General features: G+C 61.8%; 17 protein-coding genes. 8 read left to right on the forward strand and 9 right to left on the reverse strand.

Going from position 1 to position 22,125, the window contains the following annotated elements:
* Window positions 1-11: 11 nt before the first annotated feature.
* On the forward strand, window positions 12-896 hold the full coding sequence (locus HMPREF2912_RS10015) for an amidohydrolase family protein (protein ID WP_083299224.1): 885 nt from the start codon (window positions 12-14) through the stop codon (window positions 894-896).
* Between the two features lie 3 nt (window positions 897-899).
* Here the strand turns inward: HMPREF2912_RS10015 and HMPREF2912_RS10020 are convergent, their stop codons facing one another.
* Genes HMPREF2912_RS10020 through HMPREF2912_RS10030 form a run of 3 tightly spaced genes read right to left on the reverse strand, consistent with a single transcriptional unit; the run spans window position 900 to window position 3,297 of the window.
* On the reverse strand, window positions 900-2,138 hold the full coding sequence (locus HMPREF2912_RS10020; protein ID WP_070530645.1) for a hypothetical protein: 1,239 nt from the start codon (window positions 2,136-2,138) through the stop codon (window positions 900-902).
* A gap of 11 nt (window positions 2,139-2,149) precedes the next feature.
* A complete protein-coding gene (locus tag HMPREF2912_RS10025) occupies window positions 2,150-3,013 on the reverse strand; it encodes a C40 family peptidase (RefSeq protein WP_070563883.1) in 864 nt (287 codons plus the stop codon).
* Window positions 3,013-3,297 carry a hypothetical protein gene (locus HMPREF2912_RS10030; RefSeq protein ID WP_070563886.1) on the reverse strand — a complete coding sequence of 95 codons (285 nt, stop codon included), beginning with the start codon at window positions 3,295-3,297 and terminating at the stop codon, window positions 3,013-3,015. The genes HMPREF2912_RS10025 and HMPREF2912_RS10030 overlap by 1 nt, the downstream gene beginning before the upstream one ends.
* A 61-nt stretch (window positions 3,298-3,358) precedes the next feature.
* On the opposite strand from HMPREF2912_RS10030, the gene upp reads away from it, so the two are divergent.
* The 3 genes from upp to HMPREF2912_RS10045 all read left to right on the forward strand — a co-directional run bounded on the left by upp (window position 3,359) and on the right by HMPREF2912_RS10045 (window position 6,778).
* Window positions 3,359-3,994 carry a uracil phosphoribosyltransferase gene (gene upp, locus HMPREF2912_RS10035; RefSeq protein ID WP_070684008.1) on the forward strand — a complete coding sequence of 212 codons (636 nt, stop codon included), beginning with the start codon at window positions 3,359-3,361 and terminating at the stop codon, window positions 3,992-3,994.
* A gap of 106 nt (window positions 3,995-4,100) precedes the next feature.
* Window positions 4,101-5,282 (forward strand): M20 family metallopeptidase, encoded by a 1,182-nt coding sequence (locus tag HMPREF2912_RS10040; RefSeq protein WP_070684013.1) that lies wholly within the window; start codon window positions 4,101-4,103, stop codon window positions 5,280-5,282.
* A gap of 71 nt (window positions 5,283-5,353) precedes the next feature.
* Complete coding sequence (locus HMPREF2912_RS10045) at window positions 5,354-6,778, forward strand: NAD(P)H-quinone dehydrogenase (protein WP_070530636.1); 1,425 nt, start codon at window positions 5,354-5,356, stop codon at window positions 6,776-6,778.
* Window positions 6,779-6,813: 35 nt separating this feature from the next.
* Here the strand turns inward: HMPREF2912_RS10045 and HMPREF2912_RS12745 are convergent, their stop codons facing one another.
* Window positions 6,814-6,891, reverse strand: a complete 78-nt coding sequence (locus HMPREF2912_RS12745) for an Ltp family lipoprotein (RefSeq protein ID WP_083312503.1) — start codon at window positions 6,889-6,891, stop codon at window positions 6,814-6,816.
* Between the two features lie 134 nt (window positions 6,892-7,025).
* On the reverse strand, window positions 7,026-8,333 hold the full coding sequence (locus HMPREF2912_RS10050) for a short-chain fatty acyl-CoA regulator family protein (RefSeq protein ID WP_070530634.1): 1,308 nt from the start codon (window positions 8,331-8,333) through the stop codon (window positions 7,026-7,028).
* 166 nt (window positions 8,334-8,499) lie between these two features.
* On the opposite strand from HMPREF2912_RS10050, the gene prpD reads away from it, so the two are divergent.
* The 3 genes from prpD to HMPREF2912_RS10065 are packed head-to-tail and all read left to right on the forward strand — an operon-like array spanning window position 8,500 to window position 12,143.
* On the forward strand, window positions 8,500-10,011 hold the full coding sequence (prpD, locus tag HMPREF2912_RS10055) for a 2-methylcitrate dehydratase PrpD (RefSeq protein WP_070684015.1): 1,512 nt from the start codon (window positions 8,500-8,502) through the stop codon (window positions 10,009-10,011).
* Window positions 10,012-10,944 (forward strand): methylisocitrate lyase, encoded by a 933-nt coding sequence (gene prpB / locus HMPREF2912_RS10060; protein WP_070684017.1) that lies wholly within the window; start codon window positions 10,012-10,014, stop codon window positions 10,942-10,944.
* A 50-nt stretch (window positions 10,945-10,994) separates the two neighbouring features.
* Window positions 10,995-12,143: a bifunctional 2-methylcitrate synthase/citrate synthase gene (locus HMPREF2912_RS10065; RefSeq protein ID WP_070597157.1), complete on the forward strand. Its 1,149-nt coding sequence runs from the start codon at window positions 10,995-10,997 to the stop codon at window positions 12,141-12,143.
* Here HMPREF2912_RS10065 and HMPREF2912_RS10070 read toward each other — a convergent pair.
* The gene (locus HMPREF2912_RS10070; protein ID WP_070684019.1) at window positions 12,140-14,575 is read right to left on the reverse strand and encodes a hypothetical protein; all 2,436 of its coding nucleotides are present in this window, start codon (window positions 14,573-14,575) and stop codon (window positions 12,140-12,142) included. The two genes, HMPREF2912_RS10065 and HMPREF2912_RS10070, sit on opposite strands and share 4 nt — an antisense overlap.
* Entirely contained in the window at window positions 14,565-15,251 is a 687-nt protein-coding gene (locus HMPREF2912_RS10075; RefSeq protein WP_070597159.1) for an ABC transporter ATP-binding protein, read from the reverse strand. Before HMPREF2912_RS10075 ends, HMPREF2912_RS10070 begins: the two co-directional genes overlap by 11 nt.
* 336 nt (window positions 15,252-15,587) lie before the next feature.
* Here HMPREF2912_RS10075 and HMPREF2912_RS10080 point away from each other — a divergent pair, with 336 nt between their 5' ends.
* On the forward strand, window positions 15,588-19,019 hold the full coding sequence (locus HMPREF2912_RS10080; protein WP_070597160.1) for a pyruvate carboxylase: 3,432 nt from the start codon (window positions 15,588-15,590) through the stop codon (window positions 19,017-19,019).
* Window positions 19,020-19,520: 501 nt separating this feature from the next.
* Here HMPREF2912_RS10080 and HMPREF2912_RS10085 read toward each other — a convergent pair.
* Together HMPREF2912_RS10085 and HMPREF2912_RS10090 are read right to left on the reverse strand one after the other, a co-directional pair.
* Window positions 19,521-20,078: a GNAT family N-acetyltransferase gene (locus HMPREF2912_RS10085; protein ID WP_070531085.1), complete on the reverse strand. Its 558-nt coding sequence runs from the start codon at window positions 20,076-20,078 to the stop codon at window positions 19,521-19,523.
* A 252-nt stretch (window positions 20,079-20,330) separates the two neighbouring features.
* The gene (locus HMPREF2912_RS10090; RefSeq protein WP_070597161.1) at window positions 20,331-22,103 is read right to left on the reverse strand and encodes an ATP-binding protein; all 1,773 of its coding nucleotides are present in this window, start codon (window positions 22,101-22,103) and stop codon (window positions 20,331-20,333) included.
* Between the last annotated feature and the right edge of the window lie 22 nt (window positions 22,104-22,125).

Consider the following 22,125-nt stretch of genomic DNA (forward strand, 5'->3'; position numbering starts at 1 on the left):
GGATGAACCTCATGCATGACGCACCTCTGATTAGCCCCGAAAACAAAGATTCCGGCGCCGAGATTTTCGCTCGTCTGCCCAAAGTGACGCTGTTGGCGCCGCTGCCCACGGTTGCATCCACCCCGGACGAGCTCCGCGCGGCCACGCACGCTGCTGTGCAGGCGCTTGCCGACGACCACGTGGTCTACGCCGAGCTCCGCCTGCGCCCCAGTGCTTTCCCCTTCGGCGCCGCCGAGGCGCTGGCTGCGGCGCAAGAGGGTCTTGATGTTCCCGGTATTGATGCGCGGATCATCGTGGAGGGCGCGGCCGACAATGTGGATGCCGGCGAGGCTGTTGCCGGTGCAGCGCTGACTGAGCTGTCCGCAGCGGAGAAGCTGCGTGAAAATTTCATTCCCTGGGAGCGGGACGTGGCTTCGTACGAGGATGCCGTGGCAGCCGTGCACGCCGGTGCGACGCGTTTGGTCCACGCAACGGATCTCATCGATGATTTCGGTGCCGACCTTGACGGCGTTCGCCCGGGCAAGGCCTCTGCGTGGGTGCGGGATCGCCGCATCGCGCTGACCTTCGCGCCGCTAGAGGAATTGCCCGCAGAGGAGCTGGTCGATCACCCTCTGCCGCTGCTGCAGCAGCTCGGCTTTACCTGCACGGTGGCGGGCGAGAAGCTCAGCGATGTCTTCCTCGCCCTGAGCGAGACCTTCGGCTATGGCCTCGAGGAGTTCTTCGACCTCACCATCAAGGCCATTGAGAATTCCTTTGCTAGCGAAGAAGACCGCCAGCGCCTCATCGAGCAGGAGATCCTGCCCGCCTATGAGGAACTGGCGGATCCGGAATTCGCGGAAGACGCTTCAGAAATGAGCGATTCCGATGCGGAAGAAGACAGCGAGTCTTCCAAGTAGAAGCTAGAAGCGGGAGAAACGCTTCGTCAGCATTTCCTCCAGGCCCTTCCAGGACTCCGCGTGCTCGGTGTAGGGCTTGGAGGGGACGTAGCCCGCGTGCTCGGTGGAGCCGAGCATGTAGCCCAGGTAGTCCTGGAAGCGCGGGTTCTGCAGCATATAAGAGTTGATGGAGTCATCCCCGGCCCAGTCGGCAGCGTCGGCACAGACCTCGTAGCAGCGGCTCATCTGATCCGTATCGACTGCCTCCGGACCCTTTTCAATGTCGCGCACGATGCCATTGAAGGTGTACTGGTTATCCGGGTGGACGGTGACCTCGAGCTCGCCCGCGTTCGCCGCGGCAACGACCTCCTCCCAGGTGGAAACCTTTGCTAGGTCATGGTCGTCGTTCTCCATGATCCAGCGCACGAGCACCTTGGAGCTGGGGAAGGTAAAGATCTCGCCCCACTTGCCCAGGAACACCGGCTTGCCGTTGAGGTAGGTGCGCAGGGTGTAGACCGTCCGCTGGTTGGCGGTGATCTTAATCGGGTCGATGCCTGCGGCTGCCCACGGGGAATTGTCGTAGGGATCGGCGGATTTCGCTGCCGCCTCGCGCTCTTCTTCGGCCTTCTTGCGTGCTTCTTCCGCGGCTTCGCTGGCGGCAGAGATGCGGGTAGCGGCATCCGCGGTTGCCTCCTGGCTGAAATCGGAGGAAGGGATGACCTTGACTACCTTGTCGAGGTCCTCGATGACCTCACGCCAGTTGCTATGAATAACGCGGCCTACGCCGGACCATTCGCCCATGCCTTGGTCACCGGCATAGTGATCGGCTCCGCGGGCGGGGTTGCGCAAAATGGAATGCGAAGCGAAGAAAATCACGGTGTGCTCCGCGGCCCCGACCTCTGCCAGCGCGTGTGCAATTTCTAGGCAGCGTGCGACGGTGGACACGTTCTCGTGGCTGGGGCGGCCAGCCAAGTGCTTTGGCATGCCGATGAGGTCGTATACGTGCTTCTTCTCCGGAACGACGCGGTCCGCCGCCTGGGAATTGAAGGCCTCCCACTTTGGGTGATCGAGCAGGTCGTGCTTCGAGCCGGATTCGAGGAAGCACAGCATCTCGGCTTCGGTGTTAAAGAGCAAGACGGACTCGTCATCACCGAGGAAGGCCTGCCACTCGGAACCATTCTGGCGCCACTTCGGCGCCCAGAGGGTATAAAAATCACCCTCAGAAAGGGAGAGCTGGATGGGTACAATCGCGCGGGTGTTCATGGGCAAACAGTCTACCCTGTAGGCCTCCAGAACCCTTTGAAAGCCATCCCCATGTTGTTAGTACGCAGCGGATTGGTTTGCACAGGGCTGCCCGCTTCCACCATTTGTCCGCCGCCGGAGTACATGGCCACGTGACCATCCCACACGATGAGGTCACCGGGCTGCAGTTCGTCTGCGCTTACCTGACGGCCCACGGTCTGGCTTTCTGCGGTGCGCGGCAGCTCCACCCCCGCTTGGCGCCAAGCCCATTGCGTCAACCCAGAGCAATCAAAGCTGCCATTGCCGGTACCGCCCCACCCATAGGGAGTCCCCACCTGGGACAAGGCGGCCTGTGTCGCTGCCTGCCCTTGCGTGGTTCCTTCGCTTGCGGTGGAGGACGCGGTGAGTGCGTGGCGCACCACGCCTTCCTCCTGCGGGCCGCGCACCGAGGGGCGAACAGCACGCTGGCCAATGGGGATGAGGGGAGCTGCTGCTTGCAGGAGCTCCCCAGCCAGCTGCTTGACGCGAAGCATCGCTTTGCCAACGTATTCCATGGCCAGGGCTTGCAATGCTGAACGCGCCGCAGCCTGTGTTGCAGGATTTGGGATAAGCAACCCGAGAGCGATAGGTAGTCCGCGCTGGAGAAGCTCGAAGCCCAGACCGATGAGGTCCCTGACTGTCGCCGCGATGAGCCCGCGGGCAGTATCCAGAGCTGAGCGGGCGGTGGAGAGATCCTCAGTGGCTTGGCGTGCAGTGTCTAACAACGCCCGTGGATCCCCATGCGCAATTTCCGCTAGCGGCCCTGCAGCAGTGAGATCGGGCACAGTGGGCAGGGAGACGTCGGGAAGCTGCGCCGGCTGAATCCGGGCAATGTGGGCGAGTGCTGACTCCAACATCACAGACCCCCGCACGCGTTCGCGAGAGCACCATCGGCGTCTTCCGCTTCGCGGGCCATGCGGAAGCTGGAGTCCGCCACGGCACCGGCATCCGCCCTGACCTGGGTAAGGCGGGCAGCAAGGTTCTCCATGGCGGTGTTAAAGGTTCCAGTGAAACCGCCCAGAACGGTATCGACCGGTAGCTCAGGAGGGGGAGTGGAGGAGGCCTGGGAGATGGCGGCAAGCTCATGCGCCAGCCTACGGGTGTGTTCGGTGTCGATATTAAACGTGTGGAAGCTAGTCATGGCTTATTAGACTGTGCTGCCCGCTGATCGGTTCCCGGCCGATTCTTATACAGTGAAGGGCATGGATATCCACGTAGTAGACCACCCCCTCGCCGCCTCCCGGCTCACACTCATGCGCGATGCCCGCAGCGATAATGCCGCCTTCCGTGCAGCTCTGCGGGATCTTGGCACCATGCTTGTCTATGAGGCAGCGCGCGAACTGCCCGTCGAGCATTTTGATTGCGTTACTCCCGTTGCCACGGCGGAGGGCACCCGCCTGCAGGACCCGCCAATTATCGTGCCCATCATCCGTGCTGGACTGGGCATGATTGACCCGGCGCTGTCGATGATCCCTGATGCCCAAGTTGGCTTCATTGGCATGGCGCGCGATGAAGAAACCCATGAGCCGGTGCCTTACCTGGAGGCCCTGCCGGAGGATCTCAGCGGGCGTAGCGTCTTTGTCGTCGATCCGATGCTCGCCACGGGCGGTTCCCTCCTGCATTCCCTGAAACTCCTCGCGGACCGCGGCGCCACCGATATCACCGCGATCTGCATGGTGTCCGCGCAGCCGGGCGTCGATGCGCTGGCCAACTCGGGGCTGCCGGTTCGCTTGGTTACCGCGGCGATTGATCCGGCCCTCAACGAGGACGCCTACATTGTGCCGGGGCTTGGTGACGCCGGCGACCGCCTCTACGGTCCCCGCAATATCGACCTGTAGCGAAGGTAGACCGCTTGGTATATCCGGCGTGTGACCAGCCCGGCTAACTGAACCGCATGGTCTAGTTGTAGACTCTTCCCAATAGGACACCACGGAGGAGGAAGCAGTGATCTCGGACTACGTCAGTGAGTGGTTCAGCAACCACCGCGCGGAGGTCATCGCGTGGCGCCGCCATATTCACCGCCACCCGGAGACCTCCAATAAGGAAGTAGAAACCACTCGCTTCCTGTCTCGCACCCTGCGTGAGTACGGTCTGGAGCCGCAGCTTTTCCCCGAAACCGGCCTCATGGTGGACATCGGCCCCGATACGGAACTTGGGCGCCTAGCCTTCCGCGCCGACATCGACGCGCTCCCGGTCACGGAGGTCACGGGCCTCGAGTACACCTCCGAGGTCCCCGGCGTCATGCATGCCTGCGGGCATGACATGCACACCACCATTGCGCTGGCCACGGCCTGTGCCTTGGCGGATCTCAACCGTGAGCACCCGCTGGACTTCGGCGTTCGCGTCATCTTCCAACCCGCCGAAGAGGTCTGGGTAGGCGGCGCCACCGACGTCATCGAGTGGGGCGCGCTCGAGGGCGTGAATTCCATCTTTGCGGTCCACGTCGAGCCGAAGCTACGCGTTGGGCGCATCGGCGTCCGCGCCGGGGCGATTACCTCCGCGACTGACGTCGTGGAAATCAACGTCTCCGGCCCGGGTGGGCACACGTCGCGCCCGCACTTGTCGGCGGACGTCGTCTATGCGTTGGGCAAGCTGCTGACGGACCTGCCGGGTTTGCTCTCGCGCCGCGTCGATCCACGCACCGGCACCGTCTTGGTCTTTGGCCAGGTGAATTCCGGCTATGCGCCGAACGCGATTCCCGAGACCGGCTCGGTGTCTGGCACCATGCGCACGGCGGATATCGGGATCTGGCGCGAGATGCAATCGCTGTTCTCTGAGCTTGTGGAGCAAGTCCTGGCGCCCCTGGGCGTGGAACATGAGCTGGTCTATCACCGTGGGGTTCCGCCGGTGCTTAACGACGACGTCTCCACCGCCCTCCTCGCCAGCGCTGCCCAGGCCATCGACCCGCAGGCCGTGGTCCAAGCGCCGCAGTCCTCGGGCGGCGAGGACTTCTCCTGGTACTTGGAGAAGGTCCCCGGTTCCATGGCCCGCCTGGGTTGTTGGTCCGGCGAAGGCGAGCAGCACGATCTGCATATGGGTGATTTGGCCCCCGATGAGAGGGCTATCGGCGTGGGCGTCAAACTCTTCGGCTCCGTGGCGGAACAGTTTGCCAACGTGGAGGATTAGTTTCCTAACTACTACACTGTGACAAGGATTTCCCAGAGTTCTTATAGGCAGACTTTTAAAAAGGAGCGACAGTGTCACAGGAAGCCCCCCGCATCGTAATTATCGGCGGCGGCCCCGCAGGCTACGAGGCTGCGACTGCCGGCGCCAAGTACGGCGCGCACATTACGTTGGTTGAGGAACAGGGCCCCGGTGGCTCCTCCGTTCTTTTGGACTGCGTCCCGTCGAAGTCCTTTATTGCCGGCGCCAACATCCGCACCGACTTCCGCCGCGCGGATGATATGGGCCTGAACCACCAGCTCGGCTCGCTGAAGCTGAGCCTGGAGGCGCTTAACGGCCGCGTGCAGGCGCTGGCCGGCAACCAGTCCCGCGACGTGCGCGCGGGACTGGAGAAGATCGGCGTCAAGGTCATCGATGGCCGCGCCGCATTCTCCGAGGACCAGCACGGCGTGAAGGGTGCCGCACACAAGGTTGATGTCACCCACACTGATGGCACCACCGAAACCCTCGACGCGGACCTGGTCCTCGTTGCCACCGGTGCCACCCCGCGCATCTTGCCGGGCGCGCAGCCGGACGGCGAGCGCATCCTGACCTGGCAGCAGGTTTATGACCTCAAGGAGGAGCCGGAGCACCTCATCGTCGTCGGCTCCGGCGTGACCGGTGCCGAGTTCGTTTCCGCCTTCGCGGAGATGGGTGTGCGCGTGACCATGGTGGCTTCTCGCGACCGCATTCTGCCGCATGATGACGCCGATGCTGCCGACGTCCTCGAGACCGTCCTGGCTGAGCGCGGCGTGGAGCTGGAGAAGAACTGCCGCGTCGAAACGGTCTCCCGCACCGAGGACGGAAACGTCGTGGTCAAGACCCAGGATGGTCGCGAGATCCACGGCTCCCACGTCATCATGTCCATCGGTTCCATCCCGAATACGAAGAACCTGGGCCTCGAGCACGTTGGCGTGGCTACCACGAAGTCCGGTCACATCGAGGTTGACCGCGTTTCCCGCACCAACGTTGCCGGCATCTACGCCGCGGGTGACTGCTCCGACCTCTTCCCACTGGCCTCCGTTGCCGCGATGCAGGGGCGTATCGCCATGTATCACTCCCTGGGTGAGGGCGTGTCCCCGCTGCGCTTGAAGACGGTCGCCACCGCCGTGTTTACCCGCCCGGAGATCGCTGCCGTGGGCTTTACCCAGGCGGAGATTGAGGCGGGCGAGGTCGCCGCCCGCACCATCACGATGCCGTTGAACACTAACCCGCGCGCCAAGATGCGCTCCCTGCAGCACGGTTTTGTCAAGCTCTTCTGCCGCGCCACCTCCGGCCGCGTTATCGGCGGCGTCATCGTCGCCCCGACCGCTTCCGAGCTCATCCTGCCCATCGCCGTGGCGGTGACCAACCAGCTCACCGTGAACCAGCTGGCGGATTCCTTCGCGGTCTACCCGTCGCTGTCCGGCACCATCACCGAGGCAGCCCGCCGCCTCGTTGCCCACGACGACCTCGAGTAGGCAGGCTCCAGCTCCGCTTTAGCTTCGGCTCGCTTTTATAAGCCCAGTGTGCTCACCGCATGCTGGGCTTCTTCCATGGTGAACTGCTCGCCGTAGTCGCTGGTGAGCTGCATAGGGGTTGGACATGAGAGAACTTCCTGCGTAGGTGAGAGACGAGAGCTCGGCGTGGTGCCGAACGAGTCCTATCTTGGCAAGCGGCCTGGACATTGCCGCAGGAAATTCGAGAACGTGGGCGAATTGTAGAAAACTACGAGGTCGCGTAAGCCGAAACCGGAGTGGCATTGAGGTCGAGGCTGACGGAGCGCCCCGCCTGTGGGAAGGCGCGCTGCGGACAGGCCGGGCGTGGGCAGGCGGCGCAACCGGGGCCGATGGGGGTTGCCTCGGAAGGGGAGAGGTTGAGCGCATCGGCGTAAACCACGCGATCCGCCTGCGCGATATCGCAGCCCAGCCCCACGACGAATTCCTTGCGCGGCGTACCCCAGGCCTGGGCTTGGCCTTGGACGAAGCGCGCGATCCACAGATAGGTGTGGTCATCGGGCATCGAGGCCACCTGGCGCGTGATGCGGTTTGGCGTTTCAAAAGCGCGGTGGACCACCCACAACGGGCACGAGCCGCCGCTGCGCGCAAAGTGGAAGGCAGTGGAGGACTGGCGCTTGGAAATGTTGCCTGCGCGGTCGGTCCGGATGAAGGAGAAAGGGACACCTTGGTGGTGGGGCCGCTGAAGCGTCGACAAGCGCTGCGCGGTGGTCTCGAAACCAGTGCCAAAGGATGCCGCGATCACATCAATGTCGTAGCGCGTCTCCTCCGCGGTGGTGAGGAGCTGCGTATAGGGCATGGTGACGGCCGCCGCGAAGTATTGGGCCAGACCATAGGTGCCGATGGAGCGGGCTTCGGCGCTGGGTAGCTCGGCCACGAGTTCCGCGCAGTGCTCTGGATAGGCCAGAAGACAGTACTGGAGTGCCATCTCGAAGACGAGCTGGGCTTCCGTGAGTCCTGCGCGCAGGTGTAGCTCGCGGTCGTGGAAGGTCCGTCGGCGCGGTGAGGCCGAGGAGAATCGTGTCGTAACGCCGAACTCGTCCTGCAGGACTGAGGCCAAGCGCCCACGGCGCAGGACGCGGTCACCGAGGGAATCGGACAGTTCCTCGGCGGCGACGTCCAGGCTGTGAATGTAGTTGTGGGCGTCGTAGAAGAAGTCGCGGACCGCTTCGAAAGGGCCGGTTTCCGCGGGGGTGTGTGCGGCGGCGGCGACAAGCCTGGGGAGTAGCTCGGGGAAGCGTCCGCTTAAGTCAGTGAGTGTGGTGTCGGAGGCCTCGGGGAAGAGCTGGCGCAGCTCGGCGAGCGCGCGCAGGTCGCGATCCCCCGCGAAGTAGGTGGCGTCAACGCCAAAGCGTTGCGTCAGCTGCATGAGGACGGTGACGGTGAGGGGGCGCTGGTCATTCTCCAACTGGTTGAGGTAGCTGGTGGACATCCCCAGTTGTTGTGCCATGGCCGCTTGGGTGAGTTTGCGTTCTTTACGTAGTGCGTGGATTCTTGCCCCCGCGTAGTGCTTGCTCATTGTGTACGTCCTCCCAAAAAGCCGCCCCAACAGGTAATTACACAAGGTTTGCAAACAACGCAAAACCCTGCAACAGATAAACACAGTTTACACATGTGGCAGGCCACACGGGCGGGGGATAGTGTGATGGCTATCGCAGCCGTTGTTGTCTAGGAGGAAAACCCCGTTGATTAACCACGAAGTACGTACCCACAAGTCCGCTGAGAACTTCCCCATCGAAGAGCACCTGGCGTACAAGATTGCCAAGGTCGCAGCAGATCCCGTTGAGGTTCCGGCCGAGACCACCGAGATGATCATCAATCGCATCATCGATAACGCCTCCGTGGCCGTGGCCTCTGCCACCCGCCGCCCGGTGACCTCCGCCCGAGTCATCGCTCAGGCCCACCCGGCTCAAAAAGGCGGAGCCACCATCTTTGGTGTTGACGGCACCTACTCCGCCGAGTGGGCAGCCCTGGCCAATGGCACTGCCGTGCGCGAGCTGGACTACCACGACACCTTCCTCGCCGCCGAATACTCCCACCCGGGCGATAACATCCCGCCAATCCTGGCCGTGGCACAGCACAAGGGGCTGACCGGCAAGGAGCTCATCCGCGGTATCGCCACCGGCTACGAAATCCAGGTCAACCTGGTCAAGGGCATTTGCCTTCACGAGTGGAAGATCGACCACGTGGCGCACCTCGGCCCCTCCGTCGCCGCGGGCATCGGCACCATGCTCGGCCTCGACGTCGACACCACCTACCAGGCCATCGGCCAGGCGCTACACACCACCACCGCCACCCGCCAGTCCCGCAAGGGCCTCATCTCCTCCTGGAAGGCCTATGCACCGGCGTTTGCCGGCAAGATGGGCATCGAAGCAGTAGACCGCTCCATGCGCGGCGAGGGTGCCCCGGCCCCGATTTGGGAAGGCGAGGACGGCTTCATCGCCTGGATGCTCCACTCTCCGGAGCGCACCTACACCGTCCCTCTCCCGGCTGAGGGCGAGGAAAAGCGCGCCATCCTGGACACCTACACCAAGGAGCACTCCGCGGAGTACCAGGCACAGGCCCCGATTGACATGGCCTTTGCCCTCAAGAAGACCTTGGCTGAGAAGGGCCTGAAGGTGGAGGACATCGAGTCCATCGTCCTGCACACCTCGCACCACACCCACTACGTCATCGGCACCGGCGCCAACGACCCGCAGAAGATGGACCCGAACGCCTCCCGTGAGACTCTGGATCACTCCATCATGTACATCTTCGCCGTGGCCCTGCAGGACGGCGAGTGGGACTACGAGACCTCCTACTCCGACGAGCGCAAGCACCGCCAGGACACCATCGACCTGTGGCACAAGATTTCCACCGTTGAGGATCCAGAGTGGACCCGCCGCTACCACTCCAACGACCTGGAGGAGAAGGCCTTCGGCGGCAAGGCTGTCATTACTTTCAAGGACGGCACCGTGATTGAGGATGAGCGCGCGGTGGCCGACGCCCACCCGCTCGGCGCCCGCCCCTTCGGCCGCGAGGAGTACATCAACAAGTTCAAGAAGCTGGCTGCCGGCAAGGTATCGGAGGAGGAGCAGGAGCGCTTCCTCGCTGCCGCCCAGAACCTGGAAAACCTCACCGACCTCAACGAGCTCAACGTTCGCCTCACCGACGAGGCCATCGCTACCGCACCCGAGACCCCGAAGGGACTGTTCTAAATGGCTGGCCTGTTTGGTTCCACTATCAGCAATGCGGACAAGCGCAAGAGCTTTCGCGAGGCGCTGAACGCACCAGAAATCACCACGCTGCCGGGCGCGTTCAATCCGCTCACCGCGCGTCTTATCCAAGACCTTGGTGGCTTCGGCGGCGTCTACGTCTCCGGCGCGGTGCTGGCTAACGACCTGGGTCTCCCGGACATTGGACTGACCACGTTGACCGAGGTAGCGCAGCGCGCCGGGCACATCGCCCGCGCCACGGATTTGCCGGTGCTTGTCGACGCCGACACTGGCTTCGGCGAACCCATGTCCGCCGCCCGCACGGTTGCCGCGCTGGAGGACGCCGGCCTGGCCGGCTGCCACCTGGAAGACCAGGTCAACCCGAAGCGCTGCGGTCACCTCGATGGCAAGGAAGTGGTGCCGACGGACCTTATGGTTCGCCGCATCACCGCCGCGGTCAACGAGCGCCGCGATGAGAACTTCATCATTTGTGCGCGCACCGATGCCGCCGGCATCCACGGCATCGATGAGGCCATCGAGCGCGCCAAGGCCTACGCCGACGCCGGCGCGGACCTCATCTTCACTGAGGCCCTGTACTCGCCGGAGGACTTTGAAAAGTTCCGCGCCGCCGTGGACACCCCGCTGCTGGCCAACATGACGGAGTTCGGCAAGACCGAGCTGCTGTCCGCCAAGCGCATCGAGGAGCTGGGCTATAACGCCGTCATCTGGCCGGTATCCACCCTGCGCGTGGCCATGGGCGCTACCGAAGAATTCCTCCGCGACATGCAGGAAACCGGCCTGCAATCCGAGGAATGGCTCGACCGCATGCAGCACCGCTCCCGCCTGTATGAGCTGGTGCGCTACGACGAGTACAACGCCTTCGACCAGAGCGTGTTCACCTACTCCAAGGACAGCTACAAGCCCACCTTCGACTAGGGCACACGGCCTGAAACTCACACTAGAACCCAATAAAAGGAGAAAACACCATGTCTGAAACCCCAGAAATCCGCAAGGGCCTGTACGGCGTTGTCGTCGATGAGACCGCCGTGTCCAAGGTTGTCCCGGAGACCAACTCCCTGACCTACCGCGGCTACCCGGTCCAGGAGCTGGCACGCTACTGCTCCTTCGAGGAGGTTGCCTACCTGCTGTGGAACGGCGAGCTGCCCACCCAGGATGAGCTGGTTCGTTTCTCCGCTCGTGAGAAGGCATTGCGCCACCTGGACCGCCACCTCATTGACCTGATCACCTCCATGCCGAAGTCTTGCCACCCGATGGACGTTCTGCGCACCGCAGTCTCCTTCATTGGTTCCCAGGACCCGGAGGAGTACACCAAGGATTCTGAGCACATCCGCCGCACCGCGCTGGAGCTCATGGCGAAGCTGCCGACCATCGTCGCCCTCGATATCCGCCGTCGCCGCGGTGAGGGCTACATCGAGCCTTCCCGCAAGAAGGGCTTTGCGGAGAACTTCCTGTGGATGGTCTTCGGTGAGGAGGAAGGTTCGCCGGCCCTGTCGCGCTCCGATATTGAGGCCTTTGATAAGTCCCTCATCCTCTACGCCGAGCACTCCTTCAACGCCTCCACCTTCGCCGCCCGCGTGGTGACCTCCACGATGTCCGATACTTACTCCGCCGTCACCGCCGCCATTGGCGCCCTCAAGGGCCCGCTGCACGGTGGTGCTAACGAGGCCGTGATGAAGAACTTCCTGGAGGTCGGTGACCCGGCCAAGGCAGAGGAGTGGACGCTCAACAAGCTCAAGAACAAGGAGCTCGTCATGGGCTTCGGTCACCGCGTGTACAAGAACGGTGACTCCCGTGTTCCGACCATGGAGGCTGCCTTCCGCGAGCTGGCCAAGGACCACGGCCAGGAGCAGTGGGTGGAGATGTACGAGAACATGGCGAAGACCATGTACGAGAACACCTCCATCAAGATCCAGCCGAACCTGGATTTCCCGGCTGGCCCCGCGTACCACATCCTGGGTTTCGACATTGAGTTCTTCACCCCGATCTTCGTGATGGCCCGCATCACCGGCTGGACCGCACACATCGTGGAGCAGAACGAGAACAACTCCCTCATCCGCCCGCTGTCTGCCTACAACGGCAAGGAGCAGCGCTCCGTTCCGCCGAAGCAGATCTAATTAGCGGTTGCGCTTGACGACGGGCGCTGCATGTGGCGAAGGCATGACATGCCGACGCCACATGCAGCGCCTAATGCTATTGCGCCTGCGGCAACAAGAAGTGCATTCCAATCGATGGCAAAAGTGAGGCCATCTCCCATTGCGTAGACCATTCCGGCAAGCGGGAGGATTCCAGCGAGACAGCCAGTAATGATCGCGGCACATGCCAGTGTGGCCGTAGTGAGTACAACGATTCTTAGGTGCCAGGAAGAATCGAGGCCTAGTACTTTGAAGGTGGTCTCGATTGCTTCGGTGGCGCAAGCAAGTTGCCGCGAGAAAACAAAGGTTACGGCTAACGCGCTGAGCAGCGCGGCTGCCAAACTGATATAGAATGCCCGCGGTGTCGAAGAGGTTTGAATCAGCGGCAGTAGTACGAGCTCGTGGGGGATATGGGCTTGTGCAGCGCTATCAAGAAAGCGCTTTTCTTGGTCTTCCTGGAGACCCGTAAAGACCCATTGTGTCCTACCTGCCGATGCATCTAGTTTCTGCGCCGTGGATGCAAGGATAAATCCTCCAGCTAGCTTCTCCCAGTGTGGCCCGAAGTCCATACTCAGCGCTGAAAATGATGAGTGGCCTGAATTCTTGCTTGTGCTGATTGAAACGTGGTCTTGGTCGATGAATCTGTGATCGCGGACTAATGCCCCAGTCTTAAGGACTTCTTTTTCTGAGGCAGTAAGCTCTCGATCTAAGAGTTGCTCTACGTCATGAACGGATTCGACGCTCAGTACGCCAAAGGTCCCCGACATCTCCGTGGGCATGTCCAGCGTGGCTTGGACATAAGAAACACGAACTGGGGCGGGCACCCCCAACACAGTGGCTACGTGCTGAACGGATTCAGCACGCGTGGAAAGCCCGCTATCTGTCTTCTCTAAAATGTGTGCCTGGTTTGGGGCGATCGTTGACGTCAAACTGTCATTCTCACTGGCTGTGAAGCTGGCTGACATCGAACTGCTAAACACGGCGGTTCCCATGCACAGGACCAACAACGTCAGACCCGTGCCAATAAGCTGCCGGTGCTTCTCTGCAAATCTCAGGGCCACGCCTACTGGAGTGTAGGGCCGGCTGGTTCGCGGACAGCGTGCGAGAAAAAGAGAAAAGACGATGCACAATGCCACGGTTGGCAATGGCGCCCAAGTTTCGAACACGTCTGGCCCCAGCAGTGCTGAAGCGACCGTAAAGAGCGTGGCCACAAGGACAATAGCAATAGCACTCCAACGCAAGAATGATGCCGATAAGGCCGGCAGCGGGATATCTTTCCAGAACGGATGCGGCTGGGTCGACGGCGCGGTGGCAACACCGCCAATCAGGAGTGCTGCAAGCGAGCTAGCGAGAAGAAGCACTAACCATTTCCACGGAATGAGGACTCCAGGATCAGGCAACCCCGCAAGTCCCGAAATGAAAGGGCGCACGCATTGCGCCAGGCCTGCACCTACAACGAGGCCTAAGACGGAGTACATCAGGGCTGAACGAAGCAGGGTGGATGTGCTGGACTTCCACAACAGGAAGGGCGAGATTCCTAGCTCGAAGAACCGCCGGTTCAACGGGTGAAGAACTAGGTACGTGACTCGCCACAAAAAGAGGATCAAAGCACACGGTATGACAATGGCGAACAGGCCGAAGAAGAAAGAATAGCTATCGGCGAACCCTGAAGGCGGCGTGGCGAGCAGGCTTTCGCGGGTGAGGAGTGAGGTCGAAAAGGCGTCGTCAAGCGCGGCGCGATCAACGAGGTTTGTAGCTTCGAGCTGACTGCTAATGAAGTCGGTGAGCTCGGCAGGAGTCGTTCCTTCGGAACCGAACACAATCGGCCGGACCGAAGCGGAGGTCATGGAATAAGCGTCGGCGTCGATGGTGTTCCATGTTCCCGATGCGCCGTACACCGCTTTCTCCTGGCTGTGGAAGGAACTCGATACAACGCCAACGATGCGGAGCGGTAGCGTGCCGTTGAATGCAGTTGTGTTCTCTCCGAGGCTAAGGTTAACGTCCTCAGTGACGATTACTTCCCCGGGGGCGCTTGGCCAATGGCCCTGAACCAATGCCAACCCAAAATCGGGAGCTTGCTCTTCCCAGTGAGACTCCTTGTAGACAAGGGAAGCTGATGGATTGCTATCGACATAGAGATCGTAAGTCTCGAGTTGGGTAGTAAAGCCCCTCTCTGGGGAATCAAGTTGCGGCAGCGTCTGTTCAACCACGCCCGCCCGCGTGTACACAGGCACGTCCACCCGCACGGCGTTGTTTCCCAATTCTGACTGCGCCTTCTGCTGCGGGGACAACGTCATGAAGAGATCAGCCGAGACAGCAAATGCGAATAATCCTAAGCACACTGCGATTGCCGCTGCGCCGAAACGATACCGTTTCGAAGAATGCACGACTTTCGTGATTAGTTCATTGAGCATTCGGGGCTGCTTTCCCAAGCTGGCCGTCGATCAGCGTGTAGGCTGTGCCGCAATAGTCCAACATGATGGGATCGTGACTGGTCGCTATCACGGTTGTGCCAGTTGATGCCAGCTTCTTGAAGAGTCGAAAAATGCCGTGCGAGTTTTCAGAATCGAGCGCAGCAGACGGCTCATCAGCCAAGAGAATTCGCCGTTTCCCAGACAGTGCTCGGGCGATTCCTACTCTTTGGCATTGGCCGCGCGACATCTCTGCGGGAAATCGTTGAGCGAGTTCTGCAAGTCCTACCTGGGTTAAGGCCTCGCAAGCCTTGTCGTGTGCCGTCGTCTCGTCGAATCCCGCTGCGGCAAGCACAAGCATGACATTTTCGAGCGCTGTGAGTTCATTCATCAACAGGTCGTCTTGATGGACGAAGCCGATTGTGTTGCGGCGCAAGGCGAGTAGTTTCTTGGGAGCAGCGGTGGATACACAGGTATCGAAGACCGAGATTGAGCCTTCATCGATAGGTAGAAGACCTGCAACCGCGCGCAGGAGAGTTGTTTTACCGGAGCCGCTCTTTCCTGAAATGCCGAGAAACTCGCCTTCACCAGCTTCTAGGCTTGCGCCTTTGAGAACATGCGTGCGCTGGGCGCCTTCGCCTAAATACTTGTGGACGTTAGAAATGGTGACTGAGTTCATAAGCTCTTTTCTGTCTTCACCGTGCGGTCTTTGGAAGTGAAGGATGAAGTTGGTTCTTATGAACCTGATTGAAGGATAGAAACGGAGGGTAGAACATGTCAATAGGTTTATATTTTTTTAAAAGCGAAGTAACTCTTCTCCTATTTGGCCGCTGCATGTTTAAAGGGGGGGGAAGGGGAGCTGTTCATGAAGGGGTGAGTCTTCTAGGGGTGTGCCTAGGAGTCTGGCGAGAACCTATTCGAAATCTGTTGACCGATATGTCGATTTCCGCGCGCGTTGTCGCCTCGGACACTATCCTTAAGTTCGTATTGTGCTTATCTGAAAGGATCACTCCCAGTGTCTGATACCGCCCACAAGTCCTTCTCTAAGATCTTGGTGGCCAACCGCGGTGAGATTGCCGTGCGCGCCTTCCGCGCTGCCTTTGAGGTCGGCTCCAAGACCGTTGCAATTTATCCAAAGGAAGACCGCAACTCCTTCCATCGCGCCTTTGCCAATGAGGCAGTGCGCATCGGTACCGAGGGCCAGCCGGTCAAGGCATACCTCGACATCGATGAGGTCATTCGCGCCGCCAAGAAGTCCGGCGCGGATGCCATTTACCCTGGTTACGGCTTCCTATCGGAGCGTGCCGATTTGGCGCGTGCCTGCCGTGACAACGGTATTAAGTTCATCGGTCCCACCCCGGAGACCTTGGACCTGACCGGTGACAAGGCCGCCGCGGTTGCCGCTGCCCAGGAGGCGGGGCTGCCGACTCTGAAGGACTCGAAGCCCTCGACGGACGTCGACAAGCTGGCGGAATACGCCAAGGACTTTAACTTCCCCGTCTTCGTGAAGGCAGTGGCCGGCGGTGGCGGCCGCGGTATGCGCTTCATCGAGAACGAGGCGGAGCTGAAGACCAAGTGTGCTGAGGCCTCCCGCGAGGCTGAGGCAGCCTTCGGCGATGGCAACGTTTACCTCGAGACCGCGGTGATTCGTCCGCAGCACATCGAGGTGCAGATTCTGGCTGACTCCCACGGCAACGTCTTGCACCTGTTTGAGCGTGACTGCTCCGTGCAGCGCCGTCACCAGAAGGTCGTCGAGATCGCCCCGGCACCCACGCTGGACCCAGAGCTGCGTGACCGCATCTGTGCGGACGCCGTGAAGTTCTGCAAGCACATCAACTACGAAGGCGCCGGCACCGTCGAGTTCCTCGTCGATGAGAAGGGCAACCACGTCTTCATCGAGATGAACCCCCGCGTGCAGGTCGAGCACACCGTGACCGAGGAGGTCACGGGCGTGGACATCGTGAAGTCCCAGATGCAGATTGCGGCGGGCTTCTCCCTCGAGGAGTTGGGCCTGAAGCAGGAGGACATCCACATCACCGGCGCGGCGCTCCAGTGCCGCATCACCACCGAGGATCCCTCCAATGGCTTCCGCCCGGATACCGGCACGCTGACCCAGTACCGCTCGCCGGGCGGCGCAGGCGTGCGTCTCGACGGCGCAACGGCCGTCGGCGCTGAGGTCTCCCCGAACTTCGACTCCCTGCTGGTGAAGATGACCTGCCGTGGAGTCAACTTTGAGCAGGCCGTGGCACGTGCACAGCGCGCGCTCAACGAGTTCACCGTGGCCGGCGTGGCCACCAACATCGGCTTCCTGCGCGCCCTGCTGCGCGAGCCGGACTTCGTCAACACCCGCGTGGACACCAGCTTCATTCCGGAGCACCCGGACCTGCTCAAGGCTCCGCCGGCCGTGGATGAGTCTGGCCGTATCATCGACTACATCGCTGATGTGACCGTCAACAAGCCGAACGGCGAGCGCCCGACCACCCTGCGCCCCTTCGACAAGCTGCCGGACCTGGACTTTAACTCTGAGCTGCCCCGCGGTTCCCGCGATGAACTGTTGGAGCTGGGCCCGAAGAAGTGGGCGGAGAAGATCCGCAAGCAGGACGCTCTGGCCGTCACTGATACCACCTTCCGTGACGCCCACCAGTCCCTGCTGGCCACCCGCGTGCGCGGTACCGCGTTGGTCACCGCCGCTGAAGCCGTCGCCCGCATGACCCCGGAGCTGTACTCGGTGGAGGCATGGGGCGGTGCGACCTACGACGTCGCCATGCGCTTCCTCAAGGAAGACCCGTGGGTGCGCCTGGATCTGCTGCGTGAGGCCATGCCGAACCAGAACATCCAGATGCTGCTGCGCGGCCGCAACACCGTGGGCTACTCGCCGTACTCCAACGATGTGTGCACCGGTTTCGTGCAGGAGGCCGCCAAGTCTGGTGTGGACGTCTTCCGCATCTTCGATGCGCTGAACGACGTCACCCAGATGCGCCCGGCAATCGACGCCGTCCTGGAGACCAACACCACCGTGGCCGAGGTCGCTATGGCCTACTCGGGCGACATGTGCTCCCCGGATGAGAAGCTCTACACGCTGGACTACTACCTCAAGCTGGCCGAGGAGATCGTGAACACCGGCGCTCACGTCCTGGCCATCAAGGACATGGCGGGCCTGTTGCGTCCGGAGTCCGCATCGAAGCTGGTTATGGCTCTGCGCAAGGAGTTCGACCTGCCGGTTCACGTGCACACGCACGACACCGCTGGCGGTCAGTTGGCCACCTACTACGCGGCAGCGCTTTCTGGTGCCGACATCGTCGACGGTGCTTCCGCGCCGCTGGCGGGCACTACCTCCCAGCCTTCGCTGTCCGCCATCATCGCGGCATTCTCGAACTCCTCTCGTGATACCGGCATCTCCCTCAAGGCCGTCTCCGACCTTGAGCCGTACTGGGAGGCCGTCCGCCAGCTCTACCAGCCCTTCGAGAAGGGTATTCCTGGACCGACCGGCCGCGTCTACCGCCACGAGATTCCAGGTGGCCAGCTGTCCAACCTTCGCGCGCAGGCTACCGCTCTGGGCTTGGAGGATCGCTTCGAGATCATCGAGGACACCTACGCTGCGGTGAATGAGATGCTCGGCCGCCCGACCAAGGTGACCCCGTCCTCCAAGGTGGTCGGTGACCTCGCCCTGCACCTTGTGGGCGCTGGCGTAGACCCGGTTGACTTTGAGGCCGACCCGACCAAGTACGACATCCCGGATTCCGTCATCGCCTTCCTGCGCGGTGAGCTCGGTACGCCTCCGGGTGGTTGGCCGCCGCTGCGCGATAAGGTCCTGGAGGGCCGCGCGCCTGGCGACGTCACCGTCAAGCCCGTGCCGGAGGATGAGAAGAAGCACCTGGCTTCGGATGATTCCACCGAGCGCCGCGCTTCCCTCAACCGCCTGCTCTTCCCGAAGCAGTTCGAGGAGTTCAACGAGTTCCGCCGCACCTACGGCAACACCGAGGCGCTGACGGACACGGTCTTCTTCTACGGTCTGGAAGAAGGTAAGGACTACATTGTTCACCACTTCCCGGAGGGCTCCAACGACCGCGCGGATCTTAAGCCCATCACCGTGCGTCTTGACGCGATGGGTGAGCCGGACGAGAAGGGCATCCGCAACGTCGTGCTCAACGTCAACGGCCAGATCCGCCCGCTCAAGGTGCGCGACAACAACGTCGAGTCCACCGTCGCCACCGTGGAGAAGGCCGATCCGTCCAACGAGGGCCACGTGGCCGCACCGTTCGCCGGCGTGGTGAACCCGACCGCCAAGCCTGGCGACGAGGTCAAGGCCGGCGACCAGATCGCCGTCATCGAGGCCATGAAGATGGAAGCCTCTATTTCCGCCACCAAGGATGGCACCATCGAGCGCGTCGCCATTGGCGCCGCCACCAAGGTGGAGGGCGGCGACCTCATCGCCGTTATCAACTAAAAGTCGACTTAGGTCATGGATGGGTGAGCAGCGTCATTCTTGGCGCTGCTCACCGGTGGTTTTCAGCGGTGGGGTGGGATTTTTCCGCACTGCATTGGCCTAAGTCAGGAGGGCGTGCCTCGTAAAAGGCATCTGGCAGAAGGCATCTTTGGGTCCAAGAACGCCATCTGCAATGAGTAAAAGGCGTTTTTAGCCGTGAAAACGCCTTTTGGCAGATGCCTTTTACCAGACGCCTTTTGGCAGATGTCTCCAGCATGTCGATGGAGGCATGCAGATGCTGTGCGTTGCGAGGGGTGCGAAGAAGGTAATCCGTTTCGCGAAGATACGTGCAGCGTTCTACGGAAACGGTCGTTGTCACCCGACTTGGGTCATGGGTGGGTGAGCAACGTCGCTCTTGGCGCTGTCGTCGGCGCGCCGCCGAAGGCGTCGAGTATAGTCGACACTTTTACAAGAAACCGAGGAAGTGTCGAGTATAGTCGACACCTTTTGTCGGTTTGCGTACTAGAAGCGCTTGAGCATCACGTGAGCATCCGGGCGGCCGGGCACGTCGATGTCGACGAAGCCTTCGGATTCATACAGCTTGCGGGCGCCAGTGTTCTCCGGCTCAATCCACAGCGATACGGCGGGAGCCTGCTGCGCCTCGGCGAGGTCGCAGGCGTTGCGCAGGAGGCGTCGCCCAGCGCCTAGGCCCCTGTAGCGAGACTCCACAGCAATGAAGAGCTCGGGGATTTCCTCCGGATCTAGGTCGGTGGCCCACTGAGACTCATCAAAAGGATCGGCCTCGGGGTTGCCGGTGTAGGCGGCACCCTTCGCTTCAGTGGTGTAGTAGCGCAGCCACGCACCACCGACGGGGACGCGATGGCTGGAGACTGCGATGACGCCGCCGTCGACATGGGGCGACCATTCGTCGATGTACAGCCCCACGTCAGGCGTGTGGAAATCCCCGATATGGGCGTCCTCGTCACCGAGGACATCGGCGAGGAAAAGGAGACGGGAGAGGTAGGTACGGTCGTGCTCCTTGGCCAACCGTACACCGAACTCAGAATCGTTAACGCTCATGCCTTTCGAGGCTACTTGATCTCTGAATCTAGCTACTCACTGAGTGGTTCGAGTGGAGTTGGTGGCGCTATCCTGATGCGCCACTGTTGCATCCCCTCAGAGCGACAAGTCAGCACCCCGGTAAGTTGTACTCAGCGAGTCAGTGACCCGGAGCAGAGCTCCACCGGGGTATCACGTACAAAGAGTATGTAACGTTGCTGACTGAAGCAAGGTTATTGCAGTGCTCCCTGGCCGTAAGGAAGCATCGGCAAATTACTTGATCTCCAGAATCGGCTCGCCCTTGTTGATCTGCGTGCCGGTGGACACCTTGAGGTCGGTCACGGTGCCGGACTTGTGGGCCTTGACGGGGTTCTCCATTTTCATGGCTTCAAGGACGACGACGACCTCGCCCTCTTCGACTTCCTGGCCTTCTTCGACGGCGACCTTGATGGCGCTGCCCTGCATCGGTGCGGTCACGGCGTCACCGGACACGTTGGCTGCTGCGCCTTTACCGCGGCGCTTCTTCGACTTCTTGCGCTTGTTGCCGCCACCCAAGAGCAAGTTGCCCGGCAGGGCAACCTCGATGCGGCGGCCGCCAACCTCGACGACGAACTTCTGGGGTGCTTCCTGGTCCTCATCCTCAGGTGCTTCGGCGGTGTCGGTGTATTCGGGCAGCTCGTTGACCCACTCTTCCTCGATCCACTTGGTGTAGACCGTGAAGTTGCCGTCCTCGGCGGTGAAGGCAGGATCGGTGAGGATTGCCTGGTGGAAGGGGATAACCGTGGGCAGGCCTTCGATGCGGTACTCGGACAGCGCGCGGCGTGCGCGCGCGATGGCGGTCTCGCGGTCCGGGCCCCAGACGATGAGCTTGGCCAGCATGGAATCGAACTGTCCGCCGATGACGGAACCTTCGCGCACGCCGGAATCCATACGCACGCCCGGGCCGGAAGGCTCGGAGTAGGAGACGATGGTTCCAGGAGCCGGCATGAAGCCCGCAGCGGCGTCCTCGCCGTTGATGCGGAACTCGAAGGCGTGGCCGTGCGGGGTCGGGTCCTCGGCGATGGAAAGCTCGCGGCCCTCGGCGATGCGGAACTGCTCGCGAACGAGGTCGTAGCCGGTGGTTTCTTCGGTAACGGGGTGCTCCACCTGGAGGCGCGTGTTGACCTCGAGGAAGGAGATGAGTCCATCCGCACCTACGAGGTACTCCACCGTACCAGCGCCGTAGTATCCGGCCTCGCGGCAGATGCGCTTGGCGGATTCATGGATGGAGGCGCGCTGCTCATCGGTGAGGAAGGGGGCAGGGGCCTCTTCGACGAGCTTCTGGAAGCGGCGCTGTAGGGAGCAGTCGCGGGTGCCCATGACGACGACGTTGCCGTGCTGGTCAGCCAGGACCTGCGCCTCGACGTGGCGGGCCTTATCCAGGTAGCGCTCAACGAAGCACTCGCCGCGGCCGAAGGCTGCGGTGGCCTCGCGGGTGGCGGACTCGTAGAGGTCCTTGATCTCCTCGCGGGTGTGAGCGACCTTCATGCCGCGGCCACCGCCGCCGAAGGCAGCCTTGATGGCAACGGGCAGGCCGTGCTCGTCGGCGAAGGCCTCGACCTCTTCGGCGCTGGCGACGGGATCCTTGGTACCCGGTGCCATGGGCGCGTCGGCACGCTCGGCAATGTGGCGGGCGGTGACCTTGTCACCCAAGTCCGCAATCGATTGCGGCGAGGGGCCGATCCAGATCAGGCCGGCGTCGATGACGGCCTGGGCAAAGTCGGCGTTCTCGGAGAGGAAGCCATAGCCGGGGTGGATAGCGTCGGCGCCGGATTTGGAGGCGGCGTCGAGAATCTTGTTGATATCGAGGTAAGACTCAGCGGAGTTTTGGCCGCCGAGTGCGAAGGCTTCGTCGGCAAGCGTGACGAATGGGGCGTCAGCATCGGGCTCGGCATAAACCGCTACGGATGCGATGCCGGCATCGCGAGCCGCACGGATGACGCGGACCGCAATCTCACCGCGGTTGGCCACGAGGACCTTGGTGATGTTCTTGGTTTCAACTGCCACGGCAGGAACCCTCCTCCAATTT

Source organism: Corynebacterium sp. HMSC056E09 (assembly GCF_001813425.1).
In the GTDB taxonomy this organism is placed as follows: domain Bacteria; phylum Actinomycetota; class Actinomycetes; order Mycobacteriales; family Mycobacteriaceae; genus Corynebacterium; species Corynebacterium hesseae.

Excerpts from the sequence above, each read along its gene's own strand:
- HMPREF2912_RS10015 (WP_083299224.1), top strand. The coding sequence starts at position 12 with ATGCATGACGCACCTCTGATTAGCCCCGAAAACAAAGATTCCGGCGCC.
- HMPREF2912_RS10020 (WP_070530645.1), bottom strand. The coding sequence starts at position 2,138 with ATGAACACCCGCGCGATTGTACCCATCCAGCTCTCCCTTTCTGAGGGT.
- HMPREF2912_RS10070 (WP_070684019.1), bottom strand. The coding sequence starts at position 14,575 with ATGCTCAATGAACTAATCACGAAAGTCGTGCATTCTTCGAAACGGTAT.
- HMPREF2912_RS10075 (WP_070597159.1), bottom strand. The coding sequence starts at position 15,251 with ATGAACTCAGTCACCATTTCTAACGTCCACAAGTATTTAGGCGAAGGC.
- HMPREF2912_RS10085 (WP_070531085.1), bottom strand. The coding sequence starts at position 20,078 with ATGAGCGTTAACGATTCTGAGTTCGGTGTACGGTTGGCCAAGGAGCAC.
- HMPREF2912_RS10025 (WP_070563883.1), bottom strand. The coding sequence starts at position 3,013 with ATGTTGGAGTCAGCACTCGCCCACATTGCCCGGATTCAGCCGGCGCAG.
- prpB (WP_070684017.1), top strand. The coding sequence starts at position 10,012 with ATGGCTGGCCTGTTTGGTTCCACTATCAGCAATGCGGACAAGCGCAAG.
- HMPREF2912_RS10065 (WP_070597157.1), top strand. The coding sequence starts at position 10,995 with ATGTCTGAAACCCCAGAAATCCGCAAGGGCCTGTACGGCGTTGTCGTC.
- HMPREF2912_RS12745 (WP_083312503.1), bottom strand. The coding sequence starts at position 6,891 with ATGCAGCTCACCAGCGACTACGGCGAGCAGTTCACCATGGAAGAAGCC.
- upp (WP_070684008.1), top strand. The coding sequence starts at position 3,359 with ATGGATATCCACGTAGTAGACCACCCCCTCGCCGCCTCCCGGCTCACA.
- HMPREF2912_RS10050 (WP_070530634.1), bottom strand. The coding sequence starts at position 8,333 with ATGAGCAAGCACTACGCGGGGGCAAGAATCCACGCACTACGTAAAGAA.
- HMPREF2912_RS10030 (WP_070563886.1), bottom strand. The coding sequence starts at position 3,297 with ATGACTAGCTTCCACACGTTTAATATCGACACCGAACACACCCGTAGG.